This is a genomic window from Treponema denticola ATCC 35405, from assembly GCF_000008185.1.
Classification (GTDB): Bacteria; Spirochaetota; Spirochaetia; order Treponematales; family Treponemataceae; genus Treponema_B; species Treponema_B denticola.
Window position 1 is genome coordinate 411,736 of the sequence record NC_002967.9, and the last position, 22,789, is coordinate 434,524.

General features: G+C 33.1%; 16 protein-coding genes. 6 read left to right on the plus strand and 10 right to left on the minus strand.

The window, feature by feature from the left end:
- Positions 1 to 77 precede the first annotated feature (77 nt).
- From TDE_RS01785 to TDE_RS01805, 5 genes are read right to left on the minus strand one after another with little or no spacing between them, the layout of a single operon-like run.
- Positions 78 to 776 (minus strand): M48 family metallopeptidase, encoded by a 699-nt coding sequence (locus TDE_RS01785; RefSeq protein WP_002681373.1) that lies wholly within the window; start codon positions 774 to 776, stop codon positions 78 to 80.
- On the minus strand, positions 777 to 3,896 hold the full coding sequence (locus TDE_RS01790) for a type I restriction endonuclease subunit R (protein ID WP_002681375.1): 3,120 nt from the start codon (positions 3,894 to 3,896) through the stop codon (positions 777 to 779). It lies immediately after the preceding gene.
- Positions 3,889 to 4,908: a virulence RhuM family protein gene (locus tag TDE_RS01795; protein WP_002681377.1), complete on the minus strand. Its 1,020-nt coding sequence runs from the start codon at positions 4,906 to 4,908 to the stop codon at positions 3,889 to 3,891. Before TDE_RS01795 ends, TDE_RS01790 begins: the two co-directional genes overlap by 8 nt.
- 3 nt (positions 4,909 to 4,911) lie before the next feature.
- Entirely contained in the window at positions 4,912 to 6,717 is a 1,806-nt protein-coding gene (locus TDE_RS01800; RefSeq protein WP_002681379.1) for a restriction endonuclease subunit S, read from the minus strand.
- Positions 6,711 to 9,326, minus strand: a complete 2,616-nt coding sequence (locus tag TDE_RS01805; RefSeq protein WP_002681381.1) for a type I restriction-modification system subunit M — start codon at positions 9,324 to 9,326, stop codon at positions 6,711 to 6,713. The genes TDE_RS01800 and TDE_RS01805 overlap by 7 nt, the downstream gene beginning before the upstream one ends.
- A gap of 162 nt (positions 9,327 to 9,488) precedes the next feature.
- Between TDE_RS01805 and murD the strand changes: the two genes are divergently transcribed.
- Both murD and TDE_RS01815 read left to right on the plus strand, forming a co-directional pair.
- The gene (gene murD / locus TDE_RS01810; RefSeq protein ID WP_010956725.1) at positions 9,489 to 10,919 is read left to right on the plus strand and encodes a UDP-N-acetylmuramoyl-L-alanine--D-glutamate ligase; all 1,431 of its coding nucleotides are present in this window, start codon (positions 9,489 to 9,491) and stop codon (positions 10,917 to 10,919) included.
- Positions 10,920 to 11,091: 172 nt separating this feature from the next.
- Positions 11,092 to 12,939: an alpha/beta hydrolase family protein gene (locus TDE_RS01815; RefSeq protein WP_002681385.1), complete on the plus strand. Its 1,848-nt coding sequence runs from the start codon at positions 11,092 to 11,094 to the stop codon at positions 12,937 to 12,939.
- Positions 12,940 to 12,986: 47 nt separating this feature from the next.
- On the opposite strand, the gene TDE_RS01820 is transcribed toward TDE_RS01815, so the two are convergent.
- The 5 genes from TDE_RS01820 to TDE_RS01840 all read right to left on the minus strand — a co-directional run bounded on the left by TDE_RS01820 (position 12,987) and on the right by TDE_RS01840 (position 20,144).
- Positions 12,987 to 14,531, minus strand: coding sequence for an ATP-binding cassette domain-containing protein (locus tag TDE_RS01820; protein ID WP_002681387.1), 1,545 nt, complete (start codon positions 14,529 to 14,531; stop codon positions 12,987 to 12,989).
- Positions 14,506 to 16,077 carry an ATP-binding cassette domain-containing protein gene (locus tag TDE_RS01825; protein WP_002681389.1) on the minus strand — a complete coding sequence of 524 codons (1,572 nt, stop codon included), beginning with the start codon at positions 16,075 to 16,077 and terminating at the stop codon, positions 14,506 to 14,508. The genes TDE_RS01820 and TDE_RS01825 overlap by 26 nt, the downstream gene beginning before the upstream one ends.
- 191 nt (positions 16,078 to 16,268) lie before the next feature.
- Positions 16,269 to 17,555, minus strand: a complete 1,287-nt coding sequence (locus TDE_RS01830; RefSeq protein ID WP_002681391.1) for a glycosyltransferase family 4 protein — start codon at positions 17,553 to 17,555, stop codon at positions 16,269 to 16,271.
- Complete coding sequence (locus tag TDE_RS01835; protein ID WP_002681393.1) at positions 17,552 to 18,502, minus strand: ABC transporter ATP-binding protein; 951 nt, start codon at positions 18,500 to 18,502, stop codon at positions 17,552 to 17,554. The genes TDE_RS01830 and TDE_RS01835 overlap by 4 nt, the downstream gene beginning before the upstream one ends.
- A gap of 22 nt (positions 18,503 to 18,524) precedes the next feature.
- Positions 18,525 to 20,144, minus strand: a complete 1,620-nt coding sequence (locus TDE_RS01840) for an ABC transporter permease (RefSeq protein WP_002681397.1) — start codon at positions 20,142 to 20,144, stop codon at positions 18,525 to 18,527.
- Positions 20,145 to 20,568: 424 nt separating this feature from the next.
- Between TDE_RS01840 and TDE_RS01845 the strand changes: the two genes are divergently transcribed.
- Genes TDE_RS01845 through TDE_RS01860 form a run of 4 tightly spaced genes read left to right on the plus strand, consistent with a single transcriptional unit; the run spans position 20,569 to position 22,786 of the window.
- Positions 20,569 to 20,841, plus strand: a complete 273-nt coding sequence (locus TDE_RS01845) for a hypothetical protein (protein WP_002681398.1) — start codon at positions 20,569 to 20,571, stop codon at positions 20,839 to 20,841.
- A 21-nt stretch (positions 20,842 to 20,862) separates the two neighbouring features.
- Positions 20,863 to 21,702, plus strand: a complete 840-nt coding sequence (locus TDE_RS01850; RefSeq protein ID WP_002681400.1) for a hypothetical protein — start codon at positions 20,863 to 20,865, stop codon at positions 21,700 to 21,702.
- 53 nt (positions 21,703 to 21,755) lie between these two features.
- Entirely contained in the window at positions 21,756 to 22,307 is a 552-nt protein-coding gene (locus TDE_RS01855) for a hypothetical protein (RefSeq protein WP_002681402.1), read from the plus strand.
- 29 nt (positions 22,308 to 22,336) lie between these two features.
- Positions 22,337 to 22,786: a zinc ribbon domain-containing protein gene (locus TDE_RS01860; RefSeq protein ID WP_002681404.1), complete on the plus strand. Its 450-nt coding sequence runs from the start codon at positions 22,337 to 22,339 to the stop codon at positions 22,784 to 22,786.
- The last annotated feature ends 3 nt before the right edge of the window (positions 22,787 to 22,789 follow it).

The following is a 22,789-nucleotide window of genomic DNA, read 5'->3' on the forward strand; positions in this document are numbered from 1 at the left end:
TAAATATTTTTTATGATTTGTCAAGCTTGTTTTCGTGCATTTTCGTAGATTTTCGTGAATTTTACGGAAAAATACCGCTATTTCATATAGTCTAATGGTTGAGAGTTTAAAGAATCTTTTATTTCTCGCCACATCGGCATATGCTTATCCATTAAGGCAATAAATCTGTCATTGTGATTTTTTTCTTCAAGATGGATAAGCTCGTGCAATATGACATATTCCAAACATTCCGGTGTTTTTTTTGCAAGTTGAACATTGAGCCATATTTTTTTTGTTGTCGAATTGCAGGAACCCCAGCGGGTTGTCATATATTTTGTTTGCCAGCTTGAAGGTATCAGCCCTGTGATTTTTTTCCACTTTGGTAAAATTCTTTCTATTTCCGTTTTTAATAAGCTGCGATACCATTCTCTAATAAACCGTTCACTTGATTCCATTGTTCTATTTTTGCTACCGGTAAAAACAGCTTTATTTCCTAAAAGTGTAATTGAAGTTTTATTTCCATATTCCAGTTGCAGATAATACCGTTTTCCCCATACATAGAATGTTTCACCCGATATATATTCCCGTTTAGTTTGACGTGCTTGATTTTCAAACTTGCTGATTTGTTTTTTTATCCAAGATAGTTTTGTTCGAATAAACATTTCTATTGTTTGATTTTTAACGGAATATGGAGCGGAAACACTTACTTTCCCATAAGGGGGTTTAACATATAGGTGCATATTCTTTATATTTTTTTTGCAGATCTCAACAGAAATATCTGAAATTATCACAATCATTTAATACTCCGGCTGTTCTACAGCAAGATTGTAAATTTCTTCAATTTTTTCTTTATCATTAACTACGGCATATAAGGCATTTTTTATTTTACGTTCTTTTTGCTTATTATATCTAAAATCCGCTTCTTTGCTTTCCCGAATTGCCTTATCAATGGTAAGAGCAAATTCTTCATCATTGCCGAAGTTATCGTAAAATGCCCGCAGTGTTCCTCTATTTCTAATACTTTTAGGGTATTCCGGATTATTTTCAGGTTGTTCCAATTGCTTTACCAATTGAATATATTTATTTAAGAGTTCCTCATAACTGTGAACTCCTTTGCGTCTTTCTTCAATGAGCTGCAAAAGGATTGCCGAAAGTTTTTCATAATATTTAGGATTGATAAGCTGTTTTTCTACTATTTTTTTTCGAATATTATTTTCGATAGCTTCTGCTGCTGCCTCTTTATTTTCTCCTTTCAGTTTTTCAGCCTGAATTAAAATAAAATCAAGAAGTGTAAAATTATCAAATGCTCCCAATTTACGGCTATCGTCAGCTTTTATATATGTGTCTATGAGATAACGCATATCTTTTTCATAAGATTTAAGATCGATAAAATCACCGCTTGCATTGCCTATTTCCATTTTAAGAGATGTGTAAAACCGTACTTTATTGTCAATTTCTATACGCTCTTCCAATGTATAACCGGCGGCTTCCATATCGCCTTTTATTTCCGCATAGGCACGGATAAGACGATTTACGAGCGTGTATAATTTCTCTCGGCTGCGTGAACATATTTCATCATCAATTCCGGATACTCCATCTTCACCGCAAAAATAATGAATGTAATCTATTATTTGAGGGTGAGGTGCTTTAATTCCATCGCATAAATCATTTAACTCTTCAAGAGTTGTTTCTAAATATTTTTTTGCTTCGGTAAGTCGATCCTTTAAAAAGTCTTTTATATCATCTTCATCGAAGCCTTCAAATGCTCCTGAAGTATATTTGTGTATTGCATCAGCTAAGCTGCCGAATAATTGCTTATAGTCAACAATATATCCGAAGTCTTTTTCTTCGCCGTCAAGACGGTTTACTCGGCAGATTGCTTGAAATAAACTATGATCCTTCATTGCTTTATCAATATAAAGATAAGTACAGGGAGGAGCATCAAAACCCGTTAAGAGTTTATCAACTACAATTAGCAGCTGCATAGAAGCAGGTTCTTCAATAAATTTACGTTTAGCCTCTTCTTCAAAGCTTTCAATACTTTGTCCACCCAACATTTCTTTATACACCGTGAATTTTTTAAATTCTTCAGAATCCTCGCTTTCGGTACTGAGTTTTTTTTCTTCCGGTATAAAGGATGTTATAATTGCACAAGAGGTAAACCCTTTTGATTTTAAGATTTCATAATACTTACATGCATCGTAAATACTGTCGGCGGCAAGAATGGCATTACCATTTCCATTTACAAGTCTGCTTTTTATTGCAAAATCGGAGACTATGTCTTCTGCAATAACTTCCAACCGCTTGCGAGAGCTGTATACATTTTGCATATTACTCCATAGGGCTTTAAGTTTTGCCTTTGCAGCATCGTTTAGACCGCGTGTTTTGGCTTCAAAATACTCATCTATTTTTTCTTGTGATGTAATGGTTTGATCGATATCTCTGGCTTCATACCGCAGGTCAAGGACAACATTATCTGCGACTGCTTCATCATATTTATATGTATGAATATAACCTGGAGCAAAAACTTCAAGGCTTGTTTTTTTATCTTTTACTAATAGCGGTGTTCCGGTAAATCCGATAAAAATGGCATCAGGCAGAATTTCCTTCATGCCGATATGCAAAAGGCCGCTTTGTGTTCTATGACATTCATCAACAAAAACAACAAAATCCCCTTGTGCCTTAAAATTTTTAGGAAGAGATTCCCTCAACTCTTTAAGAAATTGTTCAACGGATTTTTTTCTTGCCTTATCCTCTTGTTCATCTGAGCCGGAATATCCATGAACACCGAATTTATGAATTAGAGAGCACATAAGCTTATCTGTAGTTCCTTGCAAACGCTCTATTAAATCAGAACAGGATGTTATTCTTTTTATGTGTTTTTCATTTACACCGATATATTTTTTTTCGATTTGCTCATCTAATTCTTCTCTATCGGTTATAATCAGCACACGGGCATTATCATTTTGTGATAGTATCCATTTTGAAAGCCAGACCATGGTAAGAGTTTTTCCACTTCCCTGTGTATGCCAAATAATTCCGCCCTGGTTTTTTGATATTTTTATCTGAGCCTTCTTTACGCCAAAAAATTGATTATGCCTGCATACTTTTTTTATACCGTTGTCAAAAAGGATAAAATTATGAATAAGATCAAGAAATCTAGGTTTATAAAACATGCTGAAAATAGAGTTATCAAATTTATCGGGAAATGTTTTACATTTTTCAAGTATATCAAGAGAATCTTGATCAAGCGGCTGTGCATGTGTGTGAACCATATCATTTTTCCATTCAAGATAATATGTTTCTTTTGTTTTGATAGTACCATAACGCAAGCCTTCAGTATAATTTCCTGCCATACAAAATTGAATAGTAGAAAAAAATGCTTTATTAAATAGTTCACCTTGATTAGAAATATTTTGACGTATACCGTTAGCCACAGAAATGCCGGCTTTTTTTAGTTCGATAACAGCAAGAGCGATTCCATTTACATAAATTACGAGATCAGGACGGCGTTCGGAACCAAGTTTTAGTGTTACTTCTTCTGCAACTGCAAAATTGTTGTTATAAGGATTTTCCCAATCTATAACATATACAGTACGAGCCGGTTTTCCTGCTTGATCGATAATATTTATTCCAAATTTTAAAAGAGAGTAAACATTTTGGTTCGCTTTATATAAACCTTGTTCTAAATTATTTGCAACTTTTTGTAATTCAGTAAGGACTTTTTTTGCAGTGATTTTATTCCAATCCCCGCCTTTTGAAGAAGTCAGCCAAGTGAGTAAATCATTCTCTACAATATTTTTATTTATTTGATTATGTAAATTTCCTGCATATATGTAATTCAAATTTTCTTTATCACAGAAAAGCTTCAGGATTCTATCTTGTGTTTCGCGTTCCGTTTCATTGACTTTAGGCATTGGGACTCTCCTTTTTCGACTTAGAGGCTTTTTTCGCTTTTTTTTCTATCTTCTTTAAACTGTCTAAGTAGGCTTTTTCAACAGAAGTTAAGGATTCCGTCTGATATTTGCGGTATTCTTTTTCCGCCTTTTTTACAGCTTGTTCATGGCTTACTCGTCCGGCTCCTTCAAGTAGTTTTCGTTTGCCGGAAGTCAATACTGCATCAAGCTGTTCAATATAATCCTGCATATACATGGGGCGGTGTTCAATGGCATTGATTTCCGCAATATCGAAATAACCCGATACAAGATTGTTAAGGATTTTCAGTTCTTCTTCATCTAAATAATTTTTTGCAATGCCGATATCTTTACGAACCGGAAGTTCTCCCGAAAAAGCTTTAAGTCCCATAAACGGCTTTTCAGCATCGGCTCTGTCATAAATAACTTCTGCTGCGGTATGTCCGTGAGCTGCATAATGCAGTTTATTTTGCACAATCTTAAAAAAGGCGAGAGACTCTTCACTCTTTGGATCATAGTCGACACTGGTTGCATAAAGATCGAGCACTTGACGATAAAGTATTTTTTCGGATGAACGAATATCCCGAATACGGTCAAGCAGCTCTTTCCAATAGCTTCCTCCGCCGGTTCCTTTCAATCGTTCATCATCTATAGCAAAACCTTTTTTGATATATTCTTTCAATATGGAGTTTGCCCAAATACGAAAGCGTGTTCCGGCTAGGGATTTTACGCGGTAACCTACCGAAATAATAACATCAAGATTGTAATAGTCTACCTGATATATTTTACCGTCGGCAGCAGTTGTTGCAAATTTTGCAACAACTGAATGTTCTTGTAATTCACCTTCGGTAAAAATATTTTTGATATGCCGTGAAATAGTAGATTTATCTCTTTGGAAAAGCTCCGCCATTTGATCGAGAGAGAGCCAGACCGTTTCATCATGTAAGTTTACGTTTATCTTTGTAACTCCGTCATCGCTTGTATAAATGATTACTTCGCCGTGTTTTGCATTCATGGTTTACCCCTTTATAAATAAGGTTTGAAGTATAGTGATAGCCTCTGCAATGTTTTTATCGGAAAACATAAGTTTTTCCAACTTTTTGCTCCACTCTTTATTTGTTGCTATCAAATTCTTTATTGAAGCGACTGAAATCGGCATTTTTGAAGATTTTAAATCACAGATAGCCATATCAACAGTTGCCCATAATTCCAGCTTATCAACCTTTTCAAATTTAAGTGTTTTCTTTACCCATTCTATATCTGCTTGCATATTCCAACGATTAATATATTCCAGAGCTTGATTTATATTATTTCCGATACTAAATATTGTTCCTTTTGTACCTTTGTGTGAAATAATATATTTTGACTTTATAGCTATAGGTTCCCCGCCTTTATATCTAACTTCATCTGCATAAGGACCGGCAGCCTTTTTCTTAAATTCTTCCGTACTTTGTTCTTGATAACGGCGTAAAAGGTATAAACACTTTTGTAATTTTTTTCTTCCTAGAGGATACTGAGGCGAATAAAGAGTATTTACAATACCGGCAATCATGACTGCATCATCAAATCCTTTACTGTGTCTTCCGGTTGTTTTATAGCTGTAAACTTTTTCCGCTGCATATAGATTCTTATTCGGCAGTTTTGGTTTGGAAAGGCTCTCTTCTTTAATATCCTCTGTTCCTTCCAAAAGTCGAATATCTCCTGTAAGAAGTTTTTGCATCATCCCTTGTTTTATGGATTCTACTTTTTTTAATTTCTTTTTTAAAGCTTCGATTTCTTGATCCATATCAGAAAGGATATTTGCTATTGCTGTTTGTTCGGCAAGAGTTGGAGGAATCTTGACTCGTATTTTGTTAAATATTGATATCCAAAATCTTTGGTGATCCTTTGATTCAAATTTAATCATTTGCATAAGTTCAAAAACTATTCTAATATTACATATGCCTGTATTTTTCAAAATTTTTATAGCGGATGATTTTACTTTAAATTTGAAATCTACCAATTTACTTTCAGTTGTAAAGTCATCAAATAGTATTATCGGTGGATTATTATATACTCCAGCTCTTTCTGATGTGTAACCAAGAATAAAAGATTTTCCAGCAGTTAGCACCGGTATTCCCTGTGTAAAATATTTAGTATTTACAACAATATATTGTTGAGGTTGTTCATATTCCAATAGTTCCCCTAATCTCTTTTCTATCCATTCACCGTTGAAACCCGGCAATCGTTTTTTACCGGTAAGTAATTCCTGCATTATCCCTTGTTTTATCGCTTCTTTTTTTGTAATGAGTTTTTTTAAAGAGCTTATATAAGTATCAGTATCGGATAAGACTTCTGCAATACAGCGTTGTTCAGAAAGAGGTGGGAGAAGAATGGGGAAGTTTTTAATAAGCTGTAGATTTAATCCCCCTCTTCCTCCATTACCCATTGATAACTCTCTAAGATCAAGATATTTAGAATTCAGATATTGATATAGATATTCACTGGACAATATATTTGTATTAGGTAGAATTGCACAAATAGATTGGTTTATACAGAGAGATAGGTAATTAATTCCAACCGTACCTCTGGTTTTACCTTGCCCTGCAAGACCTACTAATATACATTGAGGCGGTATCAATGATGTTGCTGAATTATCAAACCCTGCTTGTGTTATCATTTTGTCAACGGAATAAATGCGCTTTAAATTAAGTTCGCCAGAACTCATCCAAGGAATATCTCCATTCCAATATTCCTCTACAACAGTACTTGGAGTTCCACCTGTTAGAACATCATACGCTATATTCTTGATGCTTATTTCTTCCCAGCCTTCAGGTACTACCATACAAACCCCATCTTTTGTAAATGTGATTTTACCTTGTTTTCAAGTAATGCTGTTTCTTTTTCAAGTTCGGGAAGAGTTTGGTCATAGCGTTCGGCAAGTTCGCCAATCCGTTCGGACAGATGATGATTTACAGCCTCATACAGTTCGTAGATTCCGTTTGAAATTGAGCGGAACCATTTTAAATCAAGCAATAGTTTGATACATTCTTCATCAGACAGGTTGGCGTAATGCTTACGAACCCTTTCATCTAAGGCTGTACGGAGTGCTTTTAGCAATTTTGTATTTTCTTCTATCAATTCGGACTTGTTTTGCGCTTTGCACAATAAAGCATAGTCCTCAGCATGTTCTTCAGGAACAGATAAAGCATCCCTTATTTCTTCAATACGGTTATTGATACTTGCAGTCGTAATAGTTCCTTTATCGGTTACAGCATTTTTACATAAAGGATTTTTAGTTATATATGCAAGCACTTCCTTTTTTTTAGGTTTTTCCGAATTTTGAAGTTCAACTAAGGCTTTTATTTCATCATTAATGATAAAAGATCGTATTTCAGATATCTTTAAATTTAAAAGTGTTTTATCTAAGTTTTTTTTATCGGTCAAACATTCATTGATAACCGAATCTTCATCTATATTCTCAAGTATTTCATTTAACTCATCCTGAACGGTATCAATAACTTTTTCTATCTTATCTATTTCCGTTTTTTCTTTAAGAAAAAACATCTCTATTACAAGTTCTTTAGAAATGACCTTACCGTCCCAACCGGTTTCAATTGTTTTTTCTTTTCCATTGTTCTTGTTTGTACTTGCTTTTGTAAAAATATCTATCTCCCGTATTACAGAATAACCGTCTTGCATAATAAGATAGACATCATCGCTCATTGTGTTGTTCCAATACGAAAGCAATACTTCATAAACATCATATTTATCAATAAGATGAACGGATTCATATTCTTTAATCAGTAACTCTGCAAGCAAGCGGATAAGCTCTTTAGGTTTTGTATCATTGGTTATACTAGTCAGATGTTTTTTTGCCTTCCGCTTCCATTTTTCAAACGCGGTTTCAATAATATCCGCATAGTTTGAAAAATCTTTATCGTCTTCAATTACTCCATAGAGGCTGTCTTTTTCTGCTGCAAGTGAGCAAAAATCATGTCGCAACGGTTTAAAAAGAGAGCTCTTTAATTTAGGAAATGTGTCCCAATATGCAGATAAATTTTCAATATCTTCTGAAGGAATTCCGCCTCTTAGATGAGCTTCAATGTTTTGTACCTCTTCGGATGTTCCGTTTTGAATATATCTCGGTATATTAAGATTATAATCATTTTGTTCAATTTCATCGATGAAAACAAAACGCGAGTAATAAGGCAATTCTTTTTTATTATTAAATACTTTAGTAATTTTATATATATCCCGTTCTCGTAAACGGTTTTTATCATTGTCTTTTATAAAATCCTTACTTGCATCAATGATAAAAATTCCCTTTCGCTTTTCTGCATTTTCTTTATCAATAACAATTATGCAAGCCGGTATTCCGGTTCCATAAAACAGGTTTGGAGGAAGTCCTATGATACCTTTTATAAAACCTTTTTTTATAAGGGCTTTCCGTATTGAGGCTTCGGCATTTCCTCGAAATAATACTCCATGAGGAAGGATAACAGCGGCTTTTCCATTTCTCTTAAGTGATTTTATAACGTGAAGAAGCCATGCAAAATCACCGTTTTTTTCAGGAGGTCTTTCTTCATATCCGTCAAAACGTCCAAAATCCTGTAAACCGTGAGTCCAGTTTTTATCGGAAAAAGGCGGATTAACTACGGCAAAGTCAAACTGACGTAGTGCCGTTTCATCATCGTGTTTTTTATATTTGGGTTCTGAAAATGTATTGCCGCTTTTTATTTCTGCCGTTGCTACATTATGTAGTACAAGATTCATCTTGGCAAGACCTGCTGTTGTAATATCTTTTTCTTGTCCAAAGACTGCTACATTGGGAGGTGCTGTTTCGGCCGCACGGATAAGGAGGGAGCCCGACCCGCAGGCAGGATCATATAAGGTGCTTTCTCCGGATTTTGCTTTTTCTATACCTATAACGTGAGCAAGAATACGGGAAACTTCGGCTGGTGTATAAAATTGCCCTTTGCTTTTCCCGCTTTCTGTTGCAAAATTTTTCATAAGATATTCATAGGCATCTCCTATAATATCATCTCCTTCGGCTCTATTCTTACCGAAGTTTGGCATTTTATCACAAAATATTGAAAGCAATTCGGTAAGCTTATCTACCATCTCTTGTCCTGATCCGAATTTTGTTGGATCATTAAAATATGCATTATCTATTATGCCTCGAAGATCGTTCGCTTCGGCTAGTTTTGCTATAACTTTATCTATGCCTTCTCCTATTCCTTTTTTGCCACGTAGAGCAAGCATATCATCAAAGCTGCCCCCTTCGGGGATTTCAATTTCACCGTAGGGCATATCTTTGTATTTGTCAGATACATATTTTACAAATAATAGTGTTAAAATATAATCTTTGTACTGAGAGCTGTCCATCCCGCCTCTCAGACTATCGCAGCTTGCCCACAAACTACCATATAATTCGCTTTTTCTAACCGCCATTTTATAAGCCTTTCATTATTTTATAAATAATATATTATATAATGAATTTGGATCTTTATTCAATACGGTTTGTTTATGCGTTTTGTTTATTCGAATCCTATCTTTCATTTATCCATTCCTCCTCATCTGGTACTTCCTAAAATTTTTTGTTATAATGATGCTATGCAAATAAGCTTAGAAAATATAAAGAATAAAAAAGTAACCGTTATGGGACTTGGTCTAAATGGGGGAGGGCTTGCGACTGCTCAATTTTTTGCCAGATATGGAGCCGAGGTTACGGTAACCGATTTAAAAACTTCGGAAGAGCTAAGGCCGTCAATCGAAAAACTTTCTTCCTTTAAGAATATTCGATTTGTATTGGGTGAACATAGAATAGAGGATTTTAGGGAAGCCGATCTTGTCATCAAAAATCCCGGAGTAAAACTTGAAGGAAATGTTTTTTTAGAAGCCGCAAAGCAAATAGAGTCCGACGTTTCGGTTTTTCTTTCTCTTTCAAAAGCGCCGATTTTGGCGGTAACGGGAAGCAAGGGAAAATCCTCTACGGTAAGTGCTCTTTATTACGGACTTAAAAAGTTAGGATACAATGCTTTTTTGGGCGGGAATATTACGGTCAGCCCTTTAAGTTTTTTTGAAGAAACCTCTTGCGATACGCCTGTGGTTCTGGAGCTTTCCAGTTGGCAGCTTGCCGATTTAAAAAATAAAAAACTGCTTAAGCCTAAGATTGCGATTATTACGCCCATAATGCCCGACCACTTAAACTGGTACGGCACAATGGAAAAATATGTTGCCGATAAAAAAATAATCTATGAAAATATGGATGAAGCGGATTATCTAATCTGTAATTTTGATGACGGCTGGGGGAAAATTTTTGCAGAAGAAACAAGGGCAAATGTTTTTTGGTACAGTGAAAAAAAGCCGGCTAAAAAATATCGAGGTGTTTTTTTTAATAAGAACCAAGAAGGCCTTTGCAATTTAAGTGATGGAGAAAGGCTTTTACTTTCAAAGGATGCAAAAGTTCCCGGGCTTAAACTTAAACAAAATGTCTTGAACGCAGGTCTTGCTCTTCTGCTTTATCAAAAAATTCATAAGCCTGAAAATTTAAAAGACAATAACATCAAAGAGCAATCCGAATTTATCCGTAAATTTATGGACGAGTATTCGGGGATTGAACATCGATTGGAATTCTTTTATGAAAAAAACGGAATAAAATTTTATAATGATACGGCCGCTACAATTCCCGAAGCATCTGCTGCTGCCTTAGAAGCCTTTGATAAGCCGCCCGTCTTAATTTGCGGCGGAACAAATAAAAACTTAAATTTTATTCCGCTTGCCGAAAAAGCAAATCTTGCCAAAAGCCTATATCTTCTTGCAGGAACGGGAACAGACCTTTTAATTCCTCTTCTTAAAGAAAAGTCTATTGAATATAATGGCCCCTTTGACAGTTTGGATTCTCTTTTGCTTTTGTTAAAAGAAAATGCAGAAAAAGGAGATGTCGTAATTCTATCACCGGGTGCAGCCTCCTTCGGCATGTTTAAAAACGAATTCGACCGCGGAAATAAATTTAAAGAAAAGGTAAAAGAAATATTTTGCTGATAGAATTTGATTAAGGTTTGATACCAAGAAATCAACATACCCCGACGCAGAGTGTCGGACTATGTTGTTCTCATAAGGTGGTTGCAGTCGGCTTTAATACCCTTCGTTACGACGCAAGCGTCGGGGTATTAAACCCTCCGCACGAATAAAGATTATATAAAGAAGGTTTTATATGAAAGGAAAAAGAAAATTGATTTTATGGATAACAGCTGTTGTATTTGTCTTTTTTATTTTGCCTATGGGTATTGCTTACTTTATTTATCACGATACTTTCGGTTTAAGATATACAACTTCTTCCTATATGAAGCGGCAGGTAGAAGAATTTGAAGGATTGAAATTAAAAAAATATTTTTTTACTTCAAATAAGGGACAAAAACTTACTGCGTATAAATACTATAAAGAAGACAGCGGTTATAAGGGGCTTATAATAATAGCTCACGGATTTGGAGGCGGAGGGCATAATTCCTATATGGATGTTGCAGATTATTTGGCAGGAAACGGGTATTTGGTGTTTTCTTATGATGCTACAGGAAATGATGAAAGTGAGGGAAGCGGAGTCGGAGGTTTGCCCCAGGGGATTATCGACCTTGACTATGCAATCAGGTTTGTAAAAGAAAATGAAGAATTTAAAAATTTACCAATTATGCTTTTCGGACACAGTTGGGGCGGCTATTCTGTTGGAAGTGTTTTAAATTTACATAAGGACATAGCGGCGGTTGTGACAGTTTCGGGTTTTAACTCTTCTATCGGTATGATAAAAGATAATGGGGGAGACTTTATCGGAAAATGGATTAATTTTTTTATGCCATATTTTTCGTTGATAGAAAAAATAAAATTCGGAAAGTATGCAAATTATTCCTGCATAAAGGGATTCGAAAATTCCGATACAAAGGTAATGGTTATTCACAGTTCTGATGATGATACCGTTTCTTTTGAAAATAATTATAAACCGTTTTATAAAAAATTCGGAAGCAATAGCCGATTCACTTTTATCGAGTATGATAATAGAGGACATAGTTATTTGTATTATACTGATGAAGCTAGAAGTTACGGTAAAAAACTCAGCGAAGATTTTACAAGTTTTAAAAAATCTTTGCAAGTAGAAATTACACCTGAAATACGAGCCAAGTATTTTAAAAAACATCTGGACAAAAAACAATTTTTTGAAGTTGATAAAGGTCTAATGGAAAAAATAGTTTTGTTTTATGATGAGAGTTCTGCAGAAAAGGCCTTTACCAAAGATTATGATTGGAACAGATATAAAAAAAATAAACAAATTCTTGACGAGGTTTTTGAATTTATACGAAAAAAATCTTTAGCAGAAAATGATATTAAGGAATTATTAAAAGAAGAAAAAATTAAACCTGTGAATTTAGGTTTTAATATTTCAAAAGCTTCATTTTCAAAAAACGGAGCTGATGCAGGATTTCGCATTGATTATTTTTTATATAAAAACGAAGGATATAAAATAAATATTAAGATTGACAATTTTGTAAAAGAAAGATTATCTGTTTTGTTTAAAAAAGATAAAAATATTGAAGCAGAATTTAATAATTTTTTTATTCACAATCTTATAGATAATTCTTATTCTTATACGTTTGTTGATAATGATATTGAGAAAAAATATTTATATGAGAAAAATACTTTAGTTGGAAAACCGAATAAACTGAACTTACCCAAAGATTATCAGAAATACTATGATGCTCTCTTTTATTCTGAGAATGATATAGCTTATGGTTATAATATTGGAATTACAAATGAAATTCCTTATGGCCGTGAAGCTATGAATCATCTTTTGGAATTACAAGATGCAAAAATTTTTGAAAATATATTAATAGGTGAAAACCCTGCCGGCCGTATGTATGCTACGGAAGCATTGCTTAATATGTCAAAAAATATAGCGACAATAAAGAAAATTAATAATGTATTTGAAATTTTAAAAAAGGATAATACAACCTATCTATATTGTGCAGGGTGTATTGTAATACCTAAAACATATGAGTTTATACAAAACAATTAGATAAGTAGTAACATTATTTCCTTAACTCTCTATCAAACTATAATATTTTAAATACTTATCACTACTGCATTTTTATCTTCAATTTTTTCATGTGTAACGGCAATAATAATTTTATCGGCTATTCGCATAAGATTTTGCTCTATTTTTTTATAAATTTCGCGTTCTACATTTTTAAAAGGTTCATCCAAGATGATAACGCTTTTTGATAAATCAAGATTTCGGGCAAGGTTAAGCCTTCGGGTTTCTCCTCCCGAAATACTTTTTTCATCTAAGCTGCCTTTTTCATGTAAAGTATTTGCAAGGGTAAATGCACATACAAGGTCGAGCTCTTTTTGTTTTTCTTCAACGGAAGTAAAAAGGTTTTCTTCGATAGATCCATTGATAATAAAATTTTCTTGCGGAATATATGAAATTTCACCGATAAGTTCATCTTCAGTATAAGAGTTGATATCTTTACCGTTAATAAAAATCGAATTATCAGGGGCAGGTAATTCCTTTGTAATAAGTTTTATTAGAGTAGACTTTCCTTTTCCGCTTTCAGCCTGTAAATAGTAAAACCCGTTTTTAAGCGATATGTTAAAATCGGTAAAGACATGATTATCCCCATAAGAAAAATTAAGATTTTTTATTTCTATGGAAGTGAGGGGATTTTTAGGTATCTTAGTTTCTGAAAGATGACTTTTAACTTCAAAATATTTTTTGTCTAAAATTAAAAGACCTGAACGGATCGAAATGACATTATAGAATAAATTTTCAAAGCTGCTTGAAATAAGTGCATTTAAACCCAGCACAGCAGCAAGCGAGCCGAGCGTTGTTTTTCCTTTCAAAATAAAATAGAATAAAAAGATAATCATCAAAACGGTTATAAGAATGCTGGGGAAATTCACGATATCCAAAAGCAGATCCCTGTTTGCGCTATATTTATATCGGTAGTTTTCATAATTTTCAAATTCTTTTTTTGTACGTTGTACAAAATATTTTTTTGCACGGTTAATAAAAATCGTAAAATGTCCCGTTAAAATATCTTGAATATAATTATAATAGCCGGATCGTTTTTCTATAAATGTGTTTGAGAGTTCATCAAGTTTAGGATCAATTTTTTTAAACATTAAAAATGAAAAAGCCATTGAAACAAAACAAAAAATAATAAACGGCGGAAAAATAAAGTATGTCGTTACAAGACCGAATATAATTGCATTTATATTATAGAGAGCATCCATTAAATTACAAATTGCTTCAGATGAAAAATAATCACAAGAGTTTATAAAAAGTTCATAGTATTTTGTTTTATCCTGATGATGTTCAATTCTGTTTTCGCAAGCCATATAATTCGCAATATTGTTTCTAAGTGTCAATCTGCAATCTTTTCGCAGTTTAGTTTCGGCTAAGTTTTCTATAAATATTATTAGGCCTGCAAGAAAACCGAATGCGGCAAATATAAAAACATATTCAATTTTTCCGTTTCCTTCAATAGTTTTGTCAATAGTAATTTGTAAAATTTTTGATGAATAAGTATCTAAAAATGCCGTTATTGAAACCAGTACAAAGGTTATAGTAAATAGAAATTTATTTTTCTTTAACAGTTTTAACATTTAATTTTCCTTCATCCAGATTAAATATATAATCAAATTTTTCGGTATCAATTTCACGATGAGAAATTTCAATATATGTCAATTCCTTGTCATCCAAAAATTTGTTTTGAATAAATTTATAATTTTCAAAGTCAAGACCTGCAAAGGTTTCATCCATAATTATATTTTTATATGAACCTGCAAAAACCCGAGCTAATGCGGTGCGTTCTTTTTCTCCTCCGGATATTTGCATTCCGTCAGTATCTAATGCGCTTATATCCTTATCGTAAAATTTTTCAAGCCGTGCAAATTCATAAGGTTCTTTTTGTTTTTTATCTCCAAAGAAAATATTATCTTCAATCGATGTTTTAAAAAGATGAAAGTTTTGATTAATAAAATAAAACGGCGGATATTCGTTATCTGAAATTTCCTCATTGTTAAAATATACTTTACCGGTATCGGGTTTTAATAAATTTAAGGCAATTTTTATCAAAGTAGATTTTCCACTGCCGCTTTTTCCCGTTAATAATATTTTATCACCCTTGTTGATTTGTAAACTTATATTTTTTAAAATGGAAATATTTTCTCCGTCTTTTGTGTTATATGAAAAAGAAACATCTTTGAATTTAAGAATCTGAAATTCCTTTGTAGATAAAATTTTATTTTTTCTACTTTTTATGATCCCGTCTATTTTTTCTTTGCTCGTTTTTCCGTAACGCACTTCAATAAAAAGATTAAGCAGCCCTTCAAGCTTTTGCGAAAAAACATTCATATATAAGATTGTAGAGCTCAACATACCTATTGTTATTTTGTTTTTTGTAAACAAAAAAATTGCAAATGCTAATCCGGCTGCCGCTAAAAACATTGAGGTTAAAATCATTATCCATTCAAAAGCCGTTTTCTTAATTTCTATTTTGCAGCTTTGATTTTCGAATGTATTATTTGCGCTTACTTGACGGGTAAAAAGCAGATTTCTTTTTCCGTTTAAAATATAGAAGGGAAGACCTCTTTGATTTTCGGTTGTTTTGGCGTTATATTCTTCTTGCAGAGTAATTTCTTGAGAAGAGATTTTGTCAATGTGAGGCTCGATGATTTTTGTAACTAATTTCCCTATTACAAAAGACGAAAGCATAATAATCGGTAAACTAAAATGGAATGATATCAAAACAAAGACCGTCAACAAAATTCCTACAAAACTTGAAGCGATATTAATGCGTCCAAGTAAATATGAGGTTTGTATTTTAGGTATTTGATCTTTAAATGCGGTAAAATAATAATCCGTTTCATGCTTTAAAAAATCTTCAGGAGGAATGTCAAAAATAGCGTCTGAAAGATTTTGACTATAAAGAAGAGCAAATTTCTTGCGTATAAAAAATACACCCCGTTGACATAGGTGATGAATGACTACAAAAAGGACTTCAAGCAGAGCATAGAATATAATGAGTTTAATTTTTTCCGGAGAAGGATCGTTTGTAAATTTATCGATAGCGAACCCAAAAAAATACAAAATACCTGTTGAGGCTGCCGTTTGGATGGTTTTAAGAATAAAAATCAATATGAAGTACATTTTTGTCTCCTGTTTTATAATACTGATTATGTTCATTTACTCCGCAACTACCTTTTGTATCCAGAAATTAAGAATGTTTTGTTAATAATAGTTTCGGATTTTTAACTATAACTTTCAGAGTCATATCTTCTGTAAATCAATAATATACTTATTATATATATATTATGCAATAGGTAAACACATTAATATCATTAATAAGAAAAAGTACCTTTAATCTCCTCTTCAATCCTATCTATAATACTTTCCCAAGAATGTTTTTTTATTTCTTCTGCGACAGGGGAATAAAAATCTTTTTGGGATTTAAGTCTTTCCATTTGAAGCATGATTTTTTCGGAAAGGGCTTCGACAAAGGCGGGCTTATCTTCTTCGTATGCCTTGTCTACATCGTAAATGCGAGGAAGTTTGACAAATTCGATAATGCCGCTTGTGTTGATTTTTTCGCCGAGGAGGTTTATAAGTCCTTCAATTTCTGTGGTAACTGTAAAAAGGCCGCAGGCTAAGGCTTCAACGGCGACAAGACCTAAGGCTTCATAGTATGAAGGCAAAATAAAAATATCGTTTTGTTTTAAAATTTTACACATACATATTTGAGATGAAGCATTTACTATTTTTAAGTTTTCGTTGAAGCCGGCATTTTTTAAAAGAATGTTTTTTTGTTCTTCTGTTGCATTTCCTATCAAGGTCAGTTCCGTATTAGGATATTTTTTTAAAATAAGCGGAAGAGTTTTTGCAAGTTCAAACACTCCCTTTGAATCGGATATCTTTCCTGCATAGCAAAGCTTGAATGTTCCATCAAAGATATGTCTATCCTTATCGTTAAAAATATCGGGATTAAAGCCGCCTCCTGCCAATTTAATTTTTTCAGGCGGTGCCGAAAAAATAGTTTGCGCTTCGGCAATATCCTTAGGGCTTACGGTAAAATATAAATCGAGCTTGTCCAAGTTTTGTATGTACCGTGTCTTTATCCAAGGATTTTTTTTAATCTGCCTGATATCCGTACCGTGACTTATGCCTATTATTTTTTTGCCGGAAAATATTTTTTTTACCAAAGAGGTTAAAATAAAAAGATGATGACTTATAATGATATCGGGATTGAATTCTTCTTTTGCACGGAGAAGAGTTTTTTCAAAAACCGAAATCCATTTTTGATACATCTCATCGCTCATTTTGGAATAAACGGTTGAGGTATAGGGCATTATGTCGCTCATTCCTGCAATCGGAAAAGGGAGGTCTGCATTAAAAACAGTTTTTTCTTCCTGCTCATAATCGGATAAAAATTTGATGGGATATTCTTTTACGCTTCCCTGTAATTTATCGGGTAAAGATTCATTAAAAGTTTTTTCGGCAAAGGGAAGCTGTGTGCCGTAAAGAACCGCATTTTCATGTCCTTTTTTTATCATTCCTTCGACGAGGGTGCTAAAATAAACCCCGCTTCCTGTTTTCATCGGTAATTGTGCAAGGCAGTGAAGTATCTTCAATTTAAATTCTCCTTAATATAGGTAATATAAACTCTTTCATTCTTTTGATAATTGCAGTCATTGTTTAAAACAATGGCCTTTAATTCTTTTTCTTTAGTTTTAAGAAAGAGTTCTATTATTTCGCCCTTAAAAATAATATTGATAATTTGGGCTTCTTCAAAATTTCCCATATTTTCTTCCGGTAAAGATTTAAATACTTTTATCTTTTCAGGCCTGATATATGAATTTTCTATTTTATTGTTTGTACCGATAAAGTCAAGAGCAAATTCGCTTGCAGGTTGATTATAAAGAGATTCAGCCGTTCCTTCCTGAATAATTTCTCCATTATTCATCAAAATAATTTTATCGGCAATTTCAAATGCTTCGCTTTGATCATGGGTAACAAAAATTGTAGTGATATTAAATTCTTTTTGAATTTGTTTTATTTCTTTACGCATATTGATTCTAAGCTTTGCATCCAAGTTGCTTAAAGGTTCGTCCAACAAAAGAAGCTTAGGCCTTATAATCAAACTGCGTGCAAGAGCAACCCTCTGCTGTTCTCCGCCTGAAAGTTCGCTTATGTGTTTTTTTTCATAACCAGATAAGCCCATTGTTTTTATCATCTTCATTCCGGCTTCAACTCGTTCAGCCTTAGGCATCTTTTTAAATTTTAAACCGTAAATAATATTCGATAAAACATTCATGTGAGGAAAAAGCCCATAGGATTGAAAAACGGTAGAAACATTTCTATTTTCAGGCGGGTCATTTGTAATTTCTTTGCCGTCAAGAATTATTTTTCCGCTGTCAGGTTTTAAAAAACCTCCTATCGATTTTAATACCGTACTTTTTCCGCAGCCGGACGGTCCTAAAAGACAGAGGAGCTTTCCTTTTTCAAGGTTAAAGCTTATATTTTTTACCGCATTTTTTTCTTTATATGTTTTTGTTAGGTTTGTTAATTCCAAATACATAAAACCTCCGGCCTTTTAAAAATTATTTTTTCTTTAAAACTAAAAAGTAAATTAAATTTACAATTAAACAAATTATAATTATAAGCAAGGCAATTACGGAACCTATTTCATAATAACCGCTTTGAATTACATCGAACATAACAAGGGTTAAAACTTTTTGACTCGGGTATACTAAAAAAATAATTGAACCTATTGTAGTCATCGTCGTTGTAAATCCGTTGATAAAAGAAACGCCCAAAGCATTTTTACTTAAAGGAATAACGGCATCGGTAATTTCATTTATTCTTTTACCGCCTAAATCTCTGATTGAATTTAAAGTGTCGATGTTTATTTCTTCCATTGCCGCATTTCCTATCTTTGTAGAAAATGGCAGCTGTTTAAATAGTATATTTAAAACAACTATTGCTGCCGTTCCTGTAAGCATTAATGGTTTTGAATTAAAGGCCAATAAATAACCGAGCCCGAAAAAAGTTCCCGGAATTATATAGGGAAGAGTTGCGGCAAAATCTACAGCCTGCATTATCTTTATTTTTCTTATTTGTTTATAATAAGCGATAAGCAAACCGATTATGCTGCCTCCGCCTGCAGCGATAAGACTGTAAACTATGCTCCTTATAACCGTGCTTGTAATATGATCTCTTGTTTCTAAAATATTTGCAAAGGTAAAAATCATTTTCCCCTTTTTCATTTTTGTAAATGCGGATAATATAATAGAAGAATATTGAATGCTTATCCATAATAAAAAGAAAACGGCAATTATGCTTATAAGATAAAAAAGAATTCCCTGTCTTTTTATTTCAATTTCCGACGTGGCCGTACCGTGTGAAGAGATGGAAATATTTTTAAAACTTTTTTGATAAAGAATAAAAATAATAATTGCAGGAATTAAAAGAAGTACATTTATTGCGGAAGCCTTACCTAAGTTGCCTTGAGCTATTACTGCAAAATAGCTTTCGGTTGCAAGCACATTAAAAGAGCCTCCTATGATTACGGGCGTTCCGAAATCCGACAAACTTCGCAAAAAAGTTAAGAGCATAACCGATTTGATTGCAGGAAAAAGAAAGGGAAGAATTATATCGATAATCAGGCGGTCTGTCTTTGCTCCGAGGTTGCGGGCACTATCCAATTGCGACCTATCCAAATTATTTAAAAAACCAATTAAAATTAAAGCCGCTAAAGAAAAATTACTTAAAGACTGCATCAGCACAATGCCGGTAATTCCGTATGGACTTTTTGAAATACCTAAAAGATAATAAGAAACAAGCCCCCTCCTTCCAAAAAGGTTTATATAACTGAGGGCTGTTACAAAGGGCGGGCTTATCATCGTTACAGCTAAAATTAAAAAAATCAGGCGTTTTATTTTTTTAGGCATCAGATAAGAAAACAAGGCCGTGCTTATCCCTGCGATTGCCGTTAAAACCGTCGTATAAAATCCTACCGATAAGGAATTTTTTAAAAGATGAAGATGATTTTTAAACACATCTTCAAAAAGCTCAAAGCTAAGGCTTCCGTTTATAACAAGGCTTTCTTTAAATACATAAAAAAAAGGCATAGCTATAAATATAAAAATACTTAAAATTAAGCTTAGTATGAGGATATAGTCGATGAGGCCGTTATAATTTTTTTTAAGCTGTTGTTTCATTAAATTATCCTATAAGTCTATATTATTTTTAATAAATTTACTAGTATATGATATGGAATAAATTTTAGGTGATTGATATAGGAAACCCGTTTTACTCAGGCTTGACAGATTCTAGGTTTTGGCTTAATATAAATATATGCTTGAGCAATTTTTAGATTGTTTTCAATTTTATTTTTCTCAAAACTCAAATTTGCTTATTAAAAAAGTAGAGAAAAATGTTAGCCTTAGTTTACCCCCCCATTTTCTCTATTAACTATAATATCTCTAACGAATAACTTTTTACATTATTGTTTTTCTTATAAAAATAATTTTATTTATAAAATTAGATCTCAAAAAGGAAGGATTAAAATGAAACAAAAAAGATCGATTTCGATGGTTTGTGCATTAATTTTAATAATTGGTGCAATGGTAGGAGGTATGATATATGGACTTTGAAACATACATTGATGGCGCCATAAAAAAGATGAACAGCTTGGGATATAAGCCGACTTATTTTATGCAAATGAGAAACGACTATGGAACAATACAAGCGATAAAAAGGCTTATCCATGATCCAAGACCTCAAGGCGGTTTTCTTAAACTTCATGAATTGGGGCATCCTGAACTGACAATGGAAAGCATTGTCCTTGAAGAACAGTGGCACGATTTATTTACGGAAGAAGATAGAAAAGCTGCCCGTAATAAACTAAGAAAATAATTGCGATAAAAGGAGTTTGATATGAAAAAGGGAATAACTGTAATACTTGTATACTGCCTCCTTCTACTAGTATGTACTTCTTGTGCAAGTTTAGGGATATGGATGCATGGAGAACAATATTTTGTTGGTAAAACCGAAAATGATTTGATAAAATATTTTGGAGACCATGGCGTAGAATTATCCAACAAAACAGAATATGATAAAGTAATAAGATTCTGTAACCAAATAGATACGCTCTATATGGATAAAACAACCGTAAATATGTATAAAAAGGGAACACCGCAATGTGTTTTTTCTTTGGATTTTGTTGAATATAATGACGGATGCCTTGTTCTAAATGGACGGAGTCATTATTCAGGAGGCACATCTTCTTTTGGGAAAGTAATCATGCCGAGGCATAGTAATGATAATGCCATTATAAAAAATGAACTTAATCGGTTCTGGTATGAAGTTAAAAGACTTAAAGCTGTTTCTACAAGTGAGCAGGATGCCCGTTTTAATAATACACCTGTCGGCAGCTGGTATTTTATGTACACAAAAAGCAGTGAATACATATATCATGGCGGAAACCCATATGTAAAAGAACCTCCCAGTAATATTCCCTTTTACCATTATAATATTTGGCGAGTGGATGTTTCATCAACTCAAAAGGCAACTACTGAAACAGAGATCGCTTACGTTTTCGATTTGAAACATCTTACATATTATGATGCAAAAGGAAGGCAGATTAGCCTTTCGCAAGCACTCGAAAACGAAAAATATTATGAGAAACAAGGATATACCAGAAGATTGACTAAAGAAGGAATGACAGTAGACGCTTATATTAAATACAATAAAATTGTAAAGATTGAAAAACAATAAATAATATATCTATTGATTTTTTAATACTAGTTTAATGATGAAGGAGTATTACCATGAGTGTATACAAAAAAATTACGTGTTCGATATTTTTAATTCTATTCAGCATTTCTCTTTTTGCTGAACAAAACTGGTGGGAAGAAGAAGATTTTTCTTATACTCAAGATAAGACTAAGTATGAGCAAATATTTTCTACACGGAATGATAATAAAATTACGGAAGCTAAAATCATTGCGTTAATGAAAGAAAAAATGAATGCCTATCTTAAAAATTCGTCACATTGTGCGTATGAATGGATGATATATGATGAATCATATAAACAGCAAAACAAATGGGAGCTGAGGATAATGAAACTCTCTAAACCGAATTTTACAGGTTATGATATATGGTTTTATTTTTCTAACGGGGTGTTTTTATTAAGGTTTGCCGACGACCGATTTTTATCTACCGTATTTGAAATGGGTGCTAGTGCAAAACCGATAAATACGGATACGGAAGACAATATAGTAAATGCCTTATTAGACTGTCAATTGTCATCAAGGAAAATGTGGATAAAACACGGATTAAAACCGAAAGGATTTTTTCCGATGAAATTTATGCTTGAGTAAACTGTATTTATAATGTAAGGAGAAATATGATGCTTACAAAACTACTTGTGAAATGTTATACATATTTAATGGAAATTTTTGCATGGTTTTTTTTGATACAAGCAGGTATCGTAGGGGCTATACTAGGTTATTTTTTTGCAAATAAAATCATCGGCAGCGGCGAATTTTTATATAGTTTTTTAGGCGGCCTCATATTTATTGTCATAGCCTTTTTAATAGAATCTGCAATAATACCTTTTTTTGTGATATTGTTTAAAATATATGACATATTATGCGAAAATTTACCTGCAAAAGGAAAAACCGAAGCTCTTACTCTTGTAGAAAGAATAAATAGTACGGAGAGAAGCGATAATATAAAAATAAATCAAGATGAAACTCCAATGGTATCATGCTCTTCTTGCGGTGAAAATATAGAAGTTTCTGATAGAGTCTGTCCAAAATGCGGTAGTAAAAATGAGCTATTCGGGGTCCAATTATAGGAG

What these genes read in the sequence shown, in the direction of transcription:
- TDE_RS01785 (WP_002681373.1), bottom strand. Translation starts at nt 776, where the DNA reads ATGATTGTGATAATTTCAGATATTTCTGTTGAGATCTGCAAAAAAAAT.
- TDE_RS01790 (WP_002681375.1), bottom strand. Translation starts at nt 3,896, where the DNA reads ATGCCTAAAGTCAATGAAACGGAACGCGAAACACAAGATAGAATCCTG.
- TDE_RS01795 (WP_002681377.1), bottom strand. Translation starts at nt 4,908, where the DNA reads ATGAATGCAAAACACGGCGAAGTAATCATTTATACAAGCGATGACGGA.
- TDE_RS01800 (WP_002681379.1), bottom strand. Translation starts at nt 6,717, where the DNA reads ATGGTAGTACCTGAAGGCTGGGAAGAAATAAGCATCAAGAATATAGCG.
- TDE_RS01805 (WP_002681381.1), bottom strand. Translation starts at nt 9,326, where the DNA reads ATGGCGGTTAGAAAAAGCGAATTATATGGTAGTTTGTGGGCAAGCTGC.
- murD (WP_010956725.1), top strand. Translation starts at nt 9,489, where the DNA reads ATGCAAATAAGCTTAGAAAATATAAAGAATAAAAAAGTAACCGTTATG.
- TDE_RS01815 (WP_002681385.1), top strand. Translation starts at nt 11,092, where the DNA reads ATGAAAGGAAAAAGAAAATTGATTTTATGGATAACAGCTGTTGTATTT.
- TDE_RS01820 (WP_002681387.1), bottom strand. Translation starts at nt 14,531, where the DNA reads ATGTTAAAACTGTTAAAGAAAAATAAATTTCTATTTACTATAACCTTT.
- TDE_RS01825 (WP_002681389.1), bottom strand. Translation starts at nt 16,077, where the DNA reads ATGTACTTCATATTGATTTTTATTCTTAAAACCATCCAAACGGCAGCC.
- TDE_RS01835 (WP_002681393.1), bottom strand. Translation starts at nt 18,502, where the DNA reads ATGTATTTGGAATTAACAAACCTAACAAAAACATATAAAGAAAAAAAT.
- TDE_RS01840 (WP_002681397.1), bottom strand. Translation starts at nt 20,144, where the DNA reads ATGAAACAACAGCTTAAAAAAAATTATAACGGCCTCATCGACTATATC.
- TDE_RS01845 (WP_002681398.1), top strand. Translation starts at nt 20,569, where the DNA reads ATGGACTTTGAAACATACATTGATGGCGCCATAAAAAAGATGAACAGC.
- TDE_RS01850 (WP_002681400.1), top strand. Translation starts at nt 20,863, where the DNA reads ATGAAAAAGGGAATAACTGTAATACTTGTATACTGCCTCCTTCTACTA.
- TDE_RS01855 (WP_002681402.1), top strand. Translation starts at nt 21,756, where the DNA reads ATGAGTGTATACAAAAAAATTACGTGTTCGATATTTTTAATTCTATTC.
- TDE_RS01860 (WP_002681404.1), top strand. Translation starts at nt 22,337, where the DNA reads ATGCTTACAAAACTACTTGTGAAATGTTATACATATTTAATGGAAATT.